This is a genomic window from Pseudomonas sp. Pseusp49, from assembly GCF_059491875.1.
Genome location: NZ_CP168514.1, coordinates 3625234 through 3639096, shown reverse-complemented (window position 1 = coordinate 3639096; position 13863 = coordinate 3625234). Strand labels below are relative to the sequence as shown.

Annotated in this window: 13 protein-coding genes; 4 read left to right on the top strand and 9 right to left on the bottom strand. The window is 60.1% G+C overall.

The window, feature by feature from the left end; all coding sequences use genetic code 11:
* Positions 1–494 precede the first annotated feature (494 nt).
* Complete coding sequence (locus tag ACEN83_RS16310) at positions 495–1307, top strand: crotonase/enoyl-CoA hydratase family protein (protein ID WP_007974277.1); 813 nt, start codon at positions 495–497, stop codon at positions 1305–1307.
* Positions 1308–1313: 6 nt separating this feature from the next.
* A complete protein-coding gene (gene nudC, locus ACEN83_RS16305; protein ID WP_495577719.1) occupies positions 1314–2144 on the top strand; it encodes an NAD(+) diphosphatase in 831 nt (276 codons plus the stop codon).
* Here nudC and ACEN83_RS16300 read toward each other — a convergent pair.
* The 3 genes from ACEN83_RS16300 to ACEN83_RS16290 form a co-directional block, all read right to left on the bottom strand.
* Complete coding sequence (locus tag ACEN83_RS16300) at positions 2112–2891, bottom strand: TSUP family transporter (RefSeq protein WP_007974280.1); 780 nt, start codon at positions 2889–2891, stop codon at positions 2112–2114. The two genes, nudC and ACEN83_RS16300, sit on opposite strands and share 33 nt — an antisense overlap.
* Positions 2892–3115: 224 nt before the next feature.
* Complete coding sequence (locus tag ACEN83_RS16295; RefSeq protein WP_102700058.1) at positions 3116–3592, bottom strand: nuclear transport factor 2 family protein; 477 nt, start codon at positions 3590–3592, stop codon at positions 3116–3118.
* A gap of 55 nt (positions 3593–3647) precedes the next feature.
* Positions 3648–4211 carry a TetR/AcrR family transcriptional regulator gene (locus ACEN83_RS16290; RefSeq protein ID WP_033047828.1) on the bottom strand — a complete coding sequence of 188 codons (564 nt, stop codon included), beginning with the start codon at positions 4209–4211 and terminating at the stop codon, positions 3648–3650.
* A 218-nt stretch (positions 4212–4429) separates the two neighbouring features.
* Here ACEN83_RS16290 and pssA point away from each other — a divergent pair, with 218 nt between their 5' ends.
* Positions 4430–5773 (top strand): CDP-diacylglycerol--serine O-phosphatidyltransferase, encoded by a 1344-nt coding sequence (gene pssA / locus ACEN83_RS16285; protein ID WP_007974285.1) that lies wholly within the window; start codon positions 4430–4432, stop codon positions 5771–5773.
* Between the two features lie 396 nt (positions 5774–6169).
* Complete coding sequence (locus ACEN83_RS16280; protein ID WP_495577718.1) at positions 6170–7186, top strand: AraC family transcriptional regulator; 1017 nt, start codon at positions 6170–6172, stop codon at positions 7184–7186.
* A 2-nt stretch (positions 7187–7188) separates the two neighbouring features.
* Here ACEN83_RS16280 and ACEN83_RS16275 read toward each other — a convergent pair whose 3' ends face one another.
* The 6 genes from ACEN83_RS16275 to ACEN83_RS16250 form a co-directional block, all read right to left on the bottom strand.
* Positions 7189–7734 carry a GNAT family N-acetyltransferase gene (locus ACEN83_RS16275; RefSeq protein ID WP_116579329.1) on the bottom strand — a complete coding sequence of 182 codons (546 nt, stop codon included), beginning with the start codon at positions 7732–7734 and terminating at the stop codon, positions 7189–7191.
* Positions 7735–7761: 27 nt separating this feature from the next.
* The gene (locus ACEN83_RS16270) at positions 7762–8232 is read right to left on the bottom strand and encodes an LEA/WHy family protein (RefSeq protein WP_104448277.1); all 471 of its coding nucleotides are present in this window, start codon (positions 8230–8232) and stop codon (positions 7762–7764) included.
* Between the two features lie 66 nt (positions 8233–8298).
* Complete coding sequence (locus ACEN83_RS16265) at positions 8299–9762, bottom strand: nucleobase:cation symporter-2 family protein (protein ID WP_429382325.1); 1464 nt, start codon at positions 9760–9762, stop codon at positions 8299–8301.
* A 97-nt stretch (positions 9763–9859) separates the two neighbouring features.
* On the bottom strand, positions 9860–10567 hold the full coding sequence (locus ACEN83_RS16260) for an HPP family protein (RefSeq protein ID WP_495577717.1): 708 nt from the start codon (positions 10565–10567) through the stop codon (positions 9860–9862).
* Between the two features lie 440 nt (positions 10568–11007).
* Entirely contained in the window at positions 11008–12219 is a 1212-nt protein-coding gene (locus tag ACEN83_RS16255) for an MFS transporter (RefSeq protein ID WP_495577716.1), read from the bottom strand.
* A 55-nt stretch (positions 12220–12274) separates the two neighbouring features.
* On the bottom strand, positions 12275–13858 hold the full coding sequence (locus ACEN83_RS16250) for an ArnT family glycosyltransferase (RefSeq protein WP_495577715.1): 1584 nt from the start codon (positions 13856–13858) through the stop codon (positions 12275–12277).
* Positions 13859–13863: the final 5 nt, after the last annotated feature.

Below are 13863 nucleotides of genomic sequence, written 5' to 3'. Positions count from 1 at the left end.
GTGGCCGGGCGCAAAAGCGCTGCGCATCAGTGAGCAAGCGCTGCCCGATGCGTCGAAGCAAAAGGGGTGAATGAGCCGTTGCAAAGATTGCACCAGTCGCAACGCACCTTCTTGTCAGAGGACCGATCGGGAATGGAAAAAGTTTCGACTGTTTTTCCACTTTGTGACCGATCGGTTTCGCTTTGAGAAAATGAGTCTAGGCCAGAACTTAGAGCGGTAAAGGGCCGATGGCAAAATTGTTCGACAATCGGTTTGTAGCGGTACGGACGTGCCTGATCGAGGTGCAAACGCCCCGACGAAGTGCATGTTTTTTTGCGTTTTTGCCGCAAAAAGTCACCGGGCGGTCACATGAATGTGCGACGTGATCGAGCGGCTGTGCACCAATGCGGTGCGTGCGCCAAGTCCCGGATTTGGCTGAACCGCTGCCTTACTGCCGGTCGCGATGCCTTGTTATAGTTCGGGCCTCGTTTTCTGCCCGCAAAAGGATCCTTGGCATGTCTCAATACAGCGCATTCAACGTCGAACTGGTTGATAAAATCGCCCATGTGCAGATCAACCGGCCGGAGAAGATCAACTCGATGAACGCTGCGTTCTGGAGCGAGATCGTCGAGATCTTCCAGTGGATCGATGACACCGATGAAGTGCGCGTGGTGGTCCTTAGTGGCGCAGGCAAGCATTTTTCCTCGGGTATCGACCTGATGATGCTGGCCGGTGTGGCCAATGAACTGGGCAAGGACGTCGGCCGCAATGCGCGCCTGTTGCGGCGCAAGATCCTTACCCTGCAAGCGTCGTTCAATGCCGTCGACAACTGCCGCAAACCGGTGCTTGCAGCGATTCAGGGCTACTGCCTGGGTGGCGCCATCGACCTGATTGCCGCGTGCGACATGCGTTATGCCGCCGAGGACGCACAGTTCTCGATCAAGGAAATCGACATCGGCATGGCCGCCGACGTGGGCACGCTGCAACGCTTGCCGCGGATCATCGGTGACGGCATGCTGCGCGAACTGGCTTACACTGGTCGCACCTTTGGCGCCGACGAAGCACGCAGCATGGGCCTGGTCAATCGCGTCTACAGCGACAACGCCAGCCTGCTCGACGGCGTCATGGGGATTGCCCGGGAAATTGCCGGCAAGTCGCCGATCGCCGTCACCGGCACCAAGGAGATGATCAGCTACATGCGTGACCATCGTATCGATGACGGCCTCGAATACATCGCCACCTGGAACGCCGCCATGTTGCAATCCACCGATCTGCGCGTGGCCATGGCTGCCCATATGAGCAAACAGAAACCCGAATTTCTGGATTGATTAACCATGATTCCTCGCTGGACCACTGCAGTACTGGACACCGATCAACCCGGCGGCTGGGCCGTCGCGCGCAGCCCCGAAGGCTTTCTGTTCGATGACAATGGCGCCCTGTTTCCACGGGAATGGTTGAAGCGTCAGGACCTGTCGATTCTCGCCGAGCATGGCATCGGTCATCTCGATGGCGAGCCGGTCTATCTGCTGGAGCTGCGCAGTCACAGCGAGGTGCCGGGCTGCAATTGGAAAGGCTTGCGGGCGTTCATGCTCGAAGGCGATCACACGGTCTACAAGGTGCTCGGTTACGCCGCACAGATCGGCACCTGGGCTCGTGAACACCGCTTTTGCGGCAATTGCGGCCAGGCGACCCATCAGGTGGTGCGTGAGCGGGCGATGTACTGCGAGCCGTGTGACTTGCGCTATTACCCGCGGATTTCACCGAGCATGATCGTGCTGGTGACCCGTGGCGACGAGATTCTGCTGGGGCGTTCGCCACGCTTTGTGCCGGGGGTCTACAGCACCCTGGCCGGGTTTGCCGAGCCGGGCGAATCGGCCGAGGACTGCCTGATTCGCGAGGTTCGCGAAGAGGTGAGCATCGAGGTCAGGAACATCCAGTACATGGGCAGCCAGTGCTGGCCGTTCCCGCACTCGATGATGCTCGGCTTTCATGCCGAGTACGCCAGTGGCGAAATCGTTTGCCAGGAAGACGAGATCGAGGACGCCCAGTGGTTCAACGTGCACGCGCTGCCGCCGTTGCCGGCGTCGCGCTCGATTGCCCGTTACCTGATCGATGTCTACGTGGCGCGGCGTTTAGGCCACGCTGAACCAGTGCTGCCAGGCTAGGCGCACGGTCAGGCCCAGCACCACGGTGATGAACACCGGACGAATGAATTTCGCGCCGCCGCTGATGGCGGTGCGGGCGCCGAAGAAGGCGCCGACCATCAATGACGAGCCCATGCACAGGCCGATGATCCAGTCCACCTGACCGGAAAAGATGAAGATCGACAGCGCCGCTGCGTTGCTGACGAAGTTCATGCTGCGCGCCACGCCGCTGGCCTTCACCAGGTCGATGGGGTAGAGCAACAGGCTGCTCACGGTCCAGAACGCGCCCGTGCCGGGACCGGCCACGCCGTCATAGAAACCGAGGCTGAAGCCCTGGGTCGACTGCCACGTTTTCTTGATCGGTGCATCGCTGTCCGTCGGCGCTTTCGGCGTGCCGCCAAACAATAGATAGACACCGCAGGCGAAGACGATCACCGGCAGCATTTTGTTCAGCCATTCCGCTGGCAGGTAATGCGCGACCACGGCACCGGTCAGCGCGCCGACCAGGGTACCGACGATGGCGTGCACCCATTGCGCGGGGTGGAACAGCTTGCGTCGGTAGAAGGTGAAACTGGCAATCGCCGAGCCGAAGGTCGAACTGAGCTTGTTGGTGCCCAGCACCAGGTGCGGCGGCAGGCCGGCGGTCAACAGCGCCGGGGTGGTCAACAGCCCACCGCCACCGGCGATGGCGTCGATGAAACCGGCAACAAAAGCGACAAGGGCCAGGATGGCCAGGGTGGAGAGGTCAACACTAAGTTCGAAAGGCATGGGATCGGCTTATTCGGCGGGTGCAGAAAGAGGCTGCGGGGAAGGGGCGACATATTACCCATAACCCCTTGCGACGGCGACCGCTTAGCTCGCGATCCGTCGATCCCACTGCATGGGATCTGTCGATCGCTCTGTATGTAGGAGCTGCCGCAGGCTGCGATCTTTTGATCTTAAAAAATCAAGATCAAAAGATCGCAGCCTGCGGCAGTTCCTACAGTGAGTGTTTACAGACCCAGATCCGACAGGCTCGGATGATCGTCAGGACGACGCCCCAGCGGCCAGTGGAACTTGCGCTCGCTTTCCTTGATCGGCATGTCGTTGATGCAGGCGAAGCGACGGGCCATCAGGCCGTCCTCGTTGAACTCCCAGTTTTCGTTGCCGTAGGAACGGAACCAGTTGCCCGAGTCGTCGTGCCATTCATAGGCATAACGTACGGCGATGCGGTTGTCGGTAAAGGCCCAGAGTTCCTTGATCAGTCGATAATCCAGTTCCTTGGCCCATTTGCGGGTCAGGAAGCCCTTGGCTTCTTCGCGGTTATGGGCGAACTCGGCGCGGTTTCTCCACTGGGTGTCCAGGGTGTAGGCCAGGGACACGCGCTCCGGATCGCGGGAATTCCAGCCATCCTCAGCCAGGCGAACTTTTTCAATGGCCGATTCACGGGTGAAAGGGGGCAATGGCGGACGAACTTCGGCATTAGACATTTAAAGTCTCCGTATCAAGTTAAAGTTAAAACAATTGTCGAGCTTGATCAGGTTGCTACAGGTCCAATAACTTTCGCGCCATGCATTGCGCATTATCGGCGGCACTGTGATCACCCGTTACAAGCGCCACGGTAATGGCACCATCGATCAGGATCAGCAGCTGTCTGGCCAGCGTCTGCGGGTCCTCGGCACCATGTTCGGTACACAGCTCGCACACGTAGTCGAGCAGTTTCTGTTTATGTTCTTTGGCGACCAGGCGCACCGGGTCTTGCGGGTCGCCGGTTTCGCCACTGGTGTTGATGAAGGCGCAGCCGCGAAAGCCTTCGGAGGCGAACCACGACTTGAGTACGGTAAACAGGTTCAGCAGCCGCCCGGCCGGCGTCTGTGCCTGGCCGACTTCGCTGCGGTACCAGTGCATCCAGCGCTGATCGCGGCGTTGCAGGGCGGCCACGACCAGTTCGTCCTTGTTGGCGAAGTAGCGGTAGATGCTTTTTCTGGAGACACCGGCGGTTTTCACCAGGAGATCCATGCCAGTGGCGGCTATGCCACTTTTGTAGATCAACTTTTCGGTGACATCCAGAATGATGTCGCGTGTGTCGTTGCTATTGATTTCGTTCATGTGGCCAACAGTAGAACGATCGTTCTCCTTGGTCAATCGATATTTTTGCAGTGCCTGATAAATGGTCTTCGCGAGCAAGCCCGCTCCCACATTTGAAATGCGTTTCCCCTGTGGGAGCGGGCTTGCTCGCGAAGGGGACATTACAGACGGTAACAAGACCCGAACCTTTGCATGGTGTAAGCTCTCAGGTTCTTCGGATTCGACCCATTGCGAGCCCTATGCCGTCGCTTTTCAAACGTTCCCTGCTGCCCAAGCTGCGCAGTTTTCCGCTGACGGCCGATGCCGTCGGCATCCTTTCCGGCGCTGCCGAATTCCGTCGTTGCCTGCTTGAGCAAATCGCCAGCGCGACCCGGCGCATTTACATCGTTGCGCTGTACCTGCAACAGGATGAAGCCGGCCAGGAAATTCTCGATGCCTTGCACGCGGCCAAACTGGCGCGTCCGGAACTGGACGTGGTGGTGGTCGTCGACTGGCTGCGCGCCCAGCGCGGCCTGATCGGTGCCGGCAAGCAACCGGGCAACTCGGCCTGGTACCAGGAGATGACCCGCACCCACGAAAGCGTGGTGCCGATCTATGGTGTCCCGGTACAAACCCGCGAACTGTTCGGTGTGCTGCACCTCAAAGGCTTCGTGATCGATGATTGCGTGATCTACAGCGGCGCGAGCCTGAACAACGTCTACCTGCACAAGTTCGACAAGTACCGCTACGACCGTTATCACGTGCTGCACAATCGCGAACTGGCCGATTCGATGCAGCACCTGGTGCAGCACGGCCTGGTGGCCTCCAAAGCGGTGCACCGCCTCGACCTGCCGAACCTGCCGACGACCCGCAGCCTGCGCAATGACATCGGTGACCTGCGCAGTCGGCTCAAGCACGCGGCGTACGACACCACGCGAGGCACCACCGACCGGACCGGTCTGTCCGTCAGCCCGTTGCTCGGCGTCGGCAAGAACAACCCGCTGAACCGGGTGATCTGCGAGCTGATCGCCAGCGCCCAGCAGCAGCTGACCATTTGCACGCCGTACTTCAACCTGCCGCTGGCGATCATCCGCGAGATCAACCGCGCGCTGGCCCGTGGGGTGAAGATCGACATTGTGGTCGGTGACAAGACGGCCAATGACTTCTACATTCCGCCGAGCGAACCGTTCCGGGTCATTTCGGCGCTGCCGTACCTGTACGAAATCAGCTTGCGCCGGTTTGCCAAGCGTCATCAGCGCAACATCGACAGCGGTCAGTTGAACCTGCACCTGTGGCTTGATGGTGACAACACCTATCACCTCAAGGGCATGTGGATCGATCGGCGCTATACCTTGCTGACCGGCAACAACCTCAACCCGCGGGCGTTCCGGCTCGATCTGGAAAACGCCTTGTTGATCGATGATCCGCACGGCGAATGGCTGGAGCCGCGCCGTCAGGAACTGGCGGAGATTTTCCAGCACACCCGGCGAATCGAGCACTTCCAGAACCTGGAAACCCTCGCCGAATACCCGATGGGCGTGGCCAAGTTCCTCAAGCGCGTGAGTCGTGTGCGGATCGAGCGGCTGCTGTACCGCATTCTTTAAAGATTAAAATCAAAAGATCGCAGCCTGCGGCAGCTCCTACAGGGATTTTGTCCGTTCGCGGCACTTGCGGCGTACCGGGTCAATGTAGGAGCTGCCGCAGGCTGCGATCCTTTGATCTTGCTCGTTTGGCTTTTGATCTTCCTGCCCCCCCTCGAGAGGCTTCGTTTCGGTTCGTCATGGATGTCGGGTAAGCCGCCGCCGGCCATGGATGGCCGCGGGCTCTGTAGGAGCGAGCTTGCTCGCGAAAAACCAGAGGGCACCGCGGGGTGTCAGGCTCCCCGCATCATCGTTCACCTCCATCGCGAGCAAGCTCGCTCCTACAGGGGATCTGCGTTCAATGGGCGGTTTCAGCTAATATGCCCCCCACTCGAACAAGCACAGGGCTTGCCGCAATCCATGTCGGAAAAAGACACCATCTCCATCCAACTGGTGCGTGAAGCACTGTTGCAAAGCTGCGCGCCAGGCATCGACAAGGACGAGGTGTTGATCAAGGTCGGCATCGACCCGCAGCTGTTGGGCAATTCCGACGCCCGGGTTCCAGCCACCGCTTATGCGCGCCTTTGGCGATTGCTGGCACGGCGCGGGGATGACGAGTTTTTTGGCATGGACCCACGCAAACTCAAATCCGGCAGCTTCGCATTCCTGTGCCGCAGCGCCATGCTTCAACCCAACGTGGCGGCGGGACTGGCTGGCGGCCTGGCGTTTCTGTCGTTGATCCTCGAACACCTGCCGGCGCAGTTGGTGCGTCAGCAAAGCCTGGCGGAAATCGTCCTGCTTGAAGACGACAGGGAGCCACGCCGGGCCTTCACCTATTTCACCTACTGGATGATCGTCCACGGCGTTGCCTGCTGGCTGGCAGGGCGGCGGATTCCGATTCTGGCCATTGAACTGCGCTGTTCGAAACCGGATTTCTGCGATGACTATCAGGTGATGTTTTCCGAGAACCTGCGTTTCGACCGGCCGCGTACGCGGATGATTTTCTCCGCCGATTGCCTGGATCTGCCGATCAAGCGCAGCCCCGAAGAGCTCAAGCGATTCCTGGCCCTCGCGCCGGCGAACATCCTGGTGAAATACCGTGATCCACAGAGCCTGGCCAGCCGGATCAAACACGATCTGCGTCACCTGCCGGCCGAGCAATGGCCGGAAACCGAGGCCCTGGCACAACGCCTGTGCATGTCGGCATCGACCTTGCGCCGCCGGCTGGCCGAAGAAGGGCAAACCTATCAAGGTCTCAAGGACAGCGTGCGCAAGGAACTGGCGATCGTCTGGTTGGCCGAGCCGGCAATCAGCTTCAGCGAAATCGCCACGCGGCTCGGGTTCGCTGACACCAGTTCGTTCTACAAGGCCTTTCGCAAGTGGTCGGGGTCAAATCCGGGGCATTACCGCAGTCTGATTCTCAATGACGTCGAGTGAGTTCAGCGGCGCAACAACCATTCTTCACGGGTGATTTCCCAGGTTTCCTTCGGGAAAACCCCGCCGACAAAGTGGCCTTCATCCGTGCCAATCAGTCGCATGCCCGTACGTTCGGAAAGTCTGCGCGAACCAATGTTCGGTGCCGCTTTTGGCACACGCAACACCTTGCGACCCAGAATGGTGAACCAGTACTCGGTCACAGCCGCGCTGGCTTCGCTCATCAGGCCCAAACCTTGCCACTGTGGACCGAGCCAGAAACCGCGGTTGTTGTCCTGTTCGCTCATCAGGCTGATGTTGCCGATCAACTGCTCCGGCGCCGATTTCAGGCGGATCGACCAATGCCATTCCTCACCACGAGCGATAGCTGGTAGCGCATTGTGACGCAGGTACATCAACGCACCGTCCGCGGGATAGGGCCATGGCACCAGGGCGTTGAGGTAACGCACGACTTCCCAGTGCGGGAACTGTTGCTGAATGGCATCAGCGTCTGCCAGTTCCAGCGGGCGCAGCATCAGCCGCTCGGTGTAGAGCGTGGGCGTGACTTCCATGGCGTGTGTTGCTCCTTGTGTCAGGTTTTAACGGCTGCCAGTGGTCGACCCCGGCAGATTGAGGGTGCCGCTGTCGACGAAACGCATCGTGTTGAACAGCCCGCCCGAGAGTTTGCCGCGCAGGATATAAGGCATGTTGTTGAGGGTTTTCATCTGGCTGATGCCATAGGTCTGGCGGATGAACGAAAATGCCGAAACGCTGACCGGCACGCTCACGACGGTGTCGGAAAAACGCCCGATCTCGCCTCTCTCATCGGTGACGCCCGAGGCGAATGGCTGGCCGTTGATGTCCAGATCCAGGGCGACGCCGCTGTAGGTGAGGTTGTAGTCATTGGGGTTCTGCACGCGGATTGTCACGGCAAAGCGTACTTCCATGCCCTCGCCCTGCAGGGGCTCGATACCCACGACGTTGATTTTCAGTGGGTCTCGATTGGGCAGCGAGGAACAGGCGCTCAGGCAGAGCAGAAGGGAAATCAGGACCGCGTGAACGCTGCGCATGGACGTGCTCTCATCTGAAAAGGGCTGGACCGCCACCGGCTCAGCCCCTGAGCCCGTCCGGCGGTTTTACGGTGCGACCACCGCAGCCTTTGCGGGTTCATCCCTGGTGGTCACATCGGGGTTCTGCATCACCTGAAGCACGGAGGCCTCCGGATCGAATTCGTCTTCTTCCAGCTCGATGAACTCCTCAGGCAGGAAGATATTAAGAACGATAGCGCACAGCGCGCCGACGGTGATGGGCGATTCGAAAATGTTGTGCAGGGCCTTGGGCAGTTCACGCAAGACTTCCGGCACGGCGGCCACCCCCAGGCCCATGCCGATGGAAATCGCCACGATCAACATGTTGCGCCGATGCAGGCCGGCCTCGGCGAGAATCTTGATCCCGGCCACGGCGACGGTGCCGAACATCACCAGCTCCGCGCCGCCCAGTACCGGTTTGGGCATCAGTTGCAGTACCGCGCCGATCATCGGGAACAGGCCCAGCACCACCAGCAAACCGGCAATGAAAAACGCCACGTAACGACTGGCCACGCCCGTGAGCTGGATCACCCCGTTGTTCTGGGCGAAGGTCACCATTGGCATGCTGTTGAACACCGCGGCCATGGCCGAGTTGAGGCCATCGGCGAGCAGGCCGGACTTGATCCGGCGTATGTACACCGGGCCTTTGACCGGTTGCCGGGAAATCATCGAGTTGGCCGTGAGGTCACCGGCGGCCTCCAATGGCGAAACGAGGAAGATCACCGCCACCGGAATGAACGCCACCCAATCGAAGGAAAAACCGTACTTGAAAGGCACCGGCACGCTCATCAGCGGGACGTCGGGCAGGCTGTTGAAATCCACCTGGCCCATGAACCAGGCCACCCCGTAACCGAGGGTCAGGCCGATGACAATCGCCCCCAGGCGCAGAAACGGCACGTCGACCCGGTTCAACACCACGATGGTTCCCAGCACCAGCGCCGCCAGGGCCAGGTGACTGGCAGCCCCCAGGTCCTGGGCACCGAAGCCGCCGGCGATGTCGGTCATGGCCACCTTGATCAGCGACAACCCCATCAGCGTGATGATCGTCCCGGTCACCACCGGGGTGATCAGCATGCGCAGTTTGCCGATGAACTGGCTCAACACCACTTCAATGAACGCGGCAAAAAAGCACACGCCGAAGATGGTCGAGAGAATCTCGTCGGTACCACCGCCCCGGGCCTTGACCATGAAGCCGGCGCTGAGAATCACACTGATGAACGAGAAACTGGTGCCTTGCAGGCACAACAGGCCCGAACCCACCGGGCCGAAGCGCCGCGCCTGGACGAAGGTGCCCAGGCCCGAGACGAACAGCGCCATGCTGATCAGATAGGGAATTTCGCTTTGCAGGCCCAGGGCGCTGCCCATGATCAGCGTCGGGGTGATGATGCCGACGAAACTCGCCAGCACGTGTTGCAGGGCGGCGAAGACAGTGGCGGTCAGGTGCGGACGGTCATCGAGGCCGTAGATCAGGTCATTGTTACGTGGCGCGGGGGCTTTTTCGGAGGCGGTCATGGTGGTTTGCGTGCCAGAAGGCGGGCCGGGTCAGAAAATGGAGGCGCAGGATGCCAGAACCGCCCGGCCACGGCAAAAGATCCTCCAGAACAGGGGCTTACGGACGCGGGGCGAACACCTCGGCGACGCTGCGGCCTTTGGCGTGCAATTGGCTGGCCTGGATCAGCTGTTCGAGGTCCTCGGGCGTGACGTCATAGAAGGCTTCCATGTCCGCCAGCGCCAGTTTCAGGTCTTCGGCGGTGATGGCCTGACTGTCGACTGGCGGGTGATCGGCCGGGATCATGACGGTCGGTTCGCTGCCGCCCTTGGGGTAACGCACGCGGGTCAGATTGTTGTAGGCCAGGGCGCAGAACAGCATCGTCGCTGCGCTGAGCATGACCGGCTCAATGGCTTTCCAATCCATGGCAATGGTCACCGGGTCGGCCAGCACCAGGGTCAGGGCCAGCGCCCCGGCCGGTGGATGCAGGCAGCGCAACCAACACATCAGCAATACCGCCATGCCCGCCGCCAGACAGGCGCTCCCGAGGGTTCGACCCAACACATGGGCCACCAGCAGCGCAATCACCCCGGCGCACAAGTAGCCACCCAGAATCGACCAGGGCTGTGCGAGCGCTCCCGAGGATACGGCAAACAACAGCACCGCCGAGGCCCCCAGCGGACCGATCAGGTGCTGGGCCACCTCAATGCCAAACACCTGGCTACAGAGCCAGACGCTGAGCAGCGTGCCCAAGGCCATGCCGGTGGCGGCGCGGCTCCATTCGGTGGGGCGGGTGTTGATGGCGACAGGCAACCAGCGGGCAAGCATTCCGAGAAAACTCCGGCAGAAAAAATCGAGGTAAAAAGTTCTTCACGCAATCGCGGGAACTGTAGGAGCCAGCTTGCTGGCGATGGATTCAAATGCGCCGCGTTTATCCAGTTCACACGCGTAATCGTTAACAACCATCGCTGGCAAGCCAGCTCCTACAAGGGACCGTGCCCACACCGAAACTGTAGGAGCCAGCTTGCTGGCGATGGATTCAAGTGCGCCGCGTTTATCTAGTTCACACGCGTTATCGTTAACGACCATCGCTGGCAAGCCAGCTCCTACAAGGGACCGTGTGACAAGCCAGTGAAGAGCCTAAAAAAGGGCTTAGCTGGGAAACCCAGAAAGCCCTTGAAGCTGTTCCCACTGTTGGGGGAGGAACAGGCACAGTGTGCCGTTCAATCCAGCTACTGACAAATTCATATTAATGAGCTTTCAGTGCATTAATTTTGCTTTAAGTCGCCCCGTCGGCCACTCATGTAGCAGAGCAGGCCGCCTAGCGCTGCGAGTGCACTCAAGGCATAAAACATCGTTGGCGCCGGGCTGTGCATCAGCATGAAGCCGCAAATCACCGGGCTCACCGCGCCGCCAAGCGCCGCAAGGTTTTGCGCACCGTAGTAACTGCCGCGCAGTTCTTCCGGAGCCAGGGTGTCGACAAAGAGAAACTCGGCCGGGTAAATGATCATTTCACCCAGGGTGAAAATGAACATTGCCACGCACCAACTCACCAGGCTGTCCGCCAGGCTGAAGCCGATCAGGCCGAGGATGAACAGGCCGGTGCCGGCCACAATCCACTGGCGCAATTGTTCACGTTTGAGAAAACGCCCGACCTGGTATTGCAACAGGATCACGCTGATGGCGTTGCAGGCGAGCAGGGCGGCCATGATTTCCATGGTGTGCCGGGGATTACTGGTCACCAGCAGGTACTGCGACAGGTAAAAGGTAAATCGCCCGTGCACCACGGTGCTGAGCAGGCAACCGGCGGTGAACATGATCAGGGTGCGGTCGTTTTTCAGGGTGATCAGGGTTTTCAGAAAACTCTGCGCCTGACCGGCAAGAGGCGCCTTGGCCGGATCCGCGGGAATGCCGGTCATCAGGAAAATACTGAAAAAAGCGATGGCCGCCGCGATCAGGAATGGCGCACTGGCAAAGGCACCGGCAATCAGCACGCCAAGCATCGGCCCGACCGCGTAGCCGATGTTGGTCAGCGTATAGCTCAAGGAAAACGCCTTGGCTCGCTGGCCTACTGGCAGGTTGTCGCTGAGAATGGCTTTCGAACCGATCAGGAACAGCGCCGAGGCGGTTTCGGTGACGATCAGGGTGATCGTGGTCAGGTAGAGGTTTTCGGCAAAGGTCAGCAACAGCAGGCCGACCGCGCTGGAGGCCATCGACAGCACAAGCAGTCGGCGTTTTTCGAAACGATCGATGATGTAGCCGCCGTAGAGGGAGAGCAGGGTGGCGACGAACACCGCAATGCCGAGCAGCAGACCAACGTCCTGTTGGTTGAGGCCAAGCTTGTCGCTGACGAACAACGTGAGTAACGGGCTGGTGATGGCGCGGCTGACGACGATGGTCAGCGAGCAGATCAGCAGGCGGCGGATGAGGGGGGAGTAACGGGTCACGGCGTGAATGTCCTTATTCGATCGGGCCGGCATCAGCCCAAGGTCAGCGCTACTCTAGCAGTCGGACACCCGCTCGTTGCTACGGGATTTACTTGAGGTGCAGCAGCACGAAATCATTCTTGTCGAACCGCCCGCTCAACACGGGTGGCAAGCCACCGATAGCCGTGCCTTGCAGTGCCTTGTAGACGTTCAGGTCCATCATCAGCCACGCCGGACCCTCGAGGGCATCAAGTTCCTGGGGGGAATCGGTGAACTCCGGTTGCAGGCCTTGATTGATGTTGACCATGAACTTGATGGCTTTGGCATCCTTGCCCATCGCGTGCATCACCAGGGGGGCAGGGTCTTTTTGCACGAGTTCAAACGCTTCGTGGCTGAAGGTCCGGGTGTCGTAAAGCTGTCGCTGGATGGGCTCGAACTGCAGGATATATAACGACCAGAGTGCCAGGACCGCGCAAAGAGCGAGAACCTGTGCACGCCAGCGGGGGTGCTTCAACGCTGCCACGGCGACTGTTTGCAGCACGCCGAGAATGATGAACAACGAAGTGAGGTGAGCGACGTCTTCGGGGAATCTGCGCTGTACCACCAGCAAGGTCACGATCAGCAGCCCCGGGATCAGCAGCCATAAGCCCTGCATCAATAGGCGCAGCCAACTGAACAACCGACCCTGCACGGCGTAGAACGGGTAAGCCGCAATGATCGCCGCCATGGGCAGCATCGGCAGCAGGTAACGGGCCTTTTTGGCCTGCGGGACGGAAAGGCCGACCATCACGATCAACCCGGCGGCTGCGCAGTACAGCGTCAGGCGCAATGCAGGGCCTGACTGTTGTCGACCGGAAGCTGCGACCGCCACCAATGCCAGTACTGCCAACGGCCAGGCCAGTGCGTAGTTGCCCATTGAGCTGGTGAAGTAATACAACACATCGTTGGAGCCTTCGCTGCCGTCCATGCGTCCCATGAACTGCATGCGAATGACGTCCTGCAAGAAGGCCGGGCCGCCGCTGACGTCGGCCAGCCACAGCAACAGACCGACACACACCGCCAACAGCACCGATGCCAGCAATCCGAAGACAAACAGCCGCCGCCATTGGCGATTGACCAGAAAATAGCTGCAGAGCATCCCCGCAGGAATCACCAGGCCGATGGGGCCGCGAATCCAGAAGCCCAGCATCAGCAAGGCAAAGATCAGGCCCCGGCGGCTCGGTGCCGCGAAGTGATCGGCGGCATAACCCAGGTAGAACACGCTGAACGCGACGGCCGCCAGCATCAGGTCGAGGGAAACTGCGCGGGTTTCGGTGATGAAGGTGTTGGTCAACAGCATCAGGGCGATGCTCAGCAGCGCCCAACGCGTGGAGTAGGGGGCCAGCAGGCGGTACATCAAGGTGACGATGACCGCTGCGGCGATGGCGCTCGGCAGCCACGCGGTCAGGCTGGTGACCTGGCCGAGCGGCAGTGAAAGCAGCCAGATGAATACCGTTGAAAGACCCGAATAGTCTGCGTAGGGCTGGCCGTAGGTCGTCGGAAAAAAAGACGGTCCGTTGCGCAGCATTTCCTGGGCGAACAGCACGAAGCGCGAATCGAAGCCGATGGCCGGCTGCTGGTACATCCCGGCGCAGAACAACACCAGCGCCAACAGACCCAGCGCGAGGGACTGTCGGCGGAAGTGGGGGAGCATGACGT

Coding starts and splice junctions, on each gene's coding strand:
- ACEN83_RS16310 (WP_007974277.1), top strand. CDS start 495: ATGTCTCAATACAGCGCATTCAACGTCGAACTGGTTGATAAAATCGCC.
- nudC (WP_495577719.1), top strand. CDS start 1,314: ATGATTCCTCGCTGGACCACTGCAGTACTGGACACCGATCAACCCGGC.
- ACEN83_RS16300 (WP_007974280.1), bottom strand. CDS start 2,891: ATGCCTTTCGAACTTAGTGTTGACCTCTCCACCCTGGCCATCCTGGCC.
- ACEN83_RS16295 (WP_102700058.1), bottom strand. CDS start 3,592: ATGTCTAATGCCGAAGTTCGTCCGCCATTGCCCCCTTTCACCCGTGAA.
- ACEN83_RS16290 (WP_033047828.1), bottom strand. CDS start 4,211: ATGAACGAAATCAATAGCAACGACACACGCGACATCATTCTGGATGTC.
- pssA (WP_007974285.1), top strand. CDS start 4,430: ATGCCGTCGCTTTTCAAACGTTCCCTGCTGCCCAAGCTGCGCAGTTTT.
- ACEN83_RS16280 (WP_495577718.1), top strand. CDS start 6,170: ATGTCGGAAAAAGACACCATCTCCATCCAACTGGTGCGTGAAGCACTG.
- ACEN83_RS16275 (WP_116579329.1), bottom strand. CDS start 7,734: ATGGAAGTCACGCCCACGCTCTACACCGAGCGGCTGATGCTGCGCCCG.
- ACEN83_RS16270 (WP_104448277.1), bottom strand. CDS start 8,232: ATGCGCAGCGTTCACGCGGTCCTGATTTCCCTTCTGCTCTGCCTGAGC.
- ACEN83_RS16265 (WP_429382325.1), bottom strand. CDS start 9,762: ATGACCGCCTCCGAAAAAGCCCCCGCGCCACGTAACAATGACCTGATC.
- ACEN83_RS16260 (WP_495577717.1), bottom strand. CDS start 10,567: ATGCTTGCCCGCTGGTTGCCTGTCGCCATCAACACCCGCCCCACCGAA.
- ACEN83_RS16255 (WP_495577716.1), bottom strand. CDS start 12,219: ATGCCGGCCCGATCGAATAAGGACATTCACGCCGTGACCCGTTACTCC.
- ACEN83_RS16250 (WP_495577715.1), bottom strand. CDS start 13,858: ATGCTCCCCCACTTCCGCCGACAGTCCCTCGCGCTGGGTCTGTTGGCG.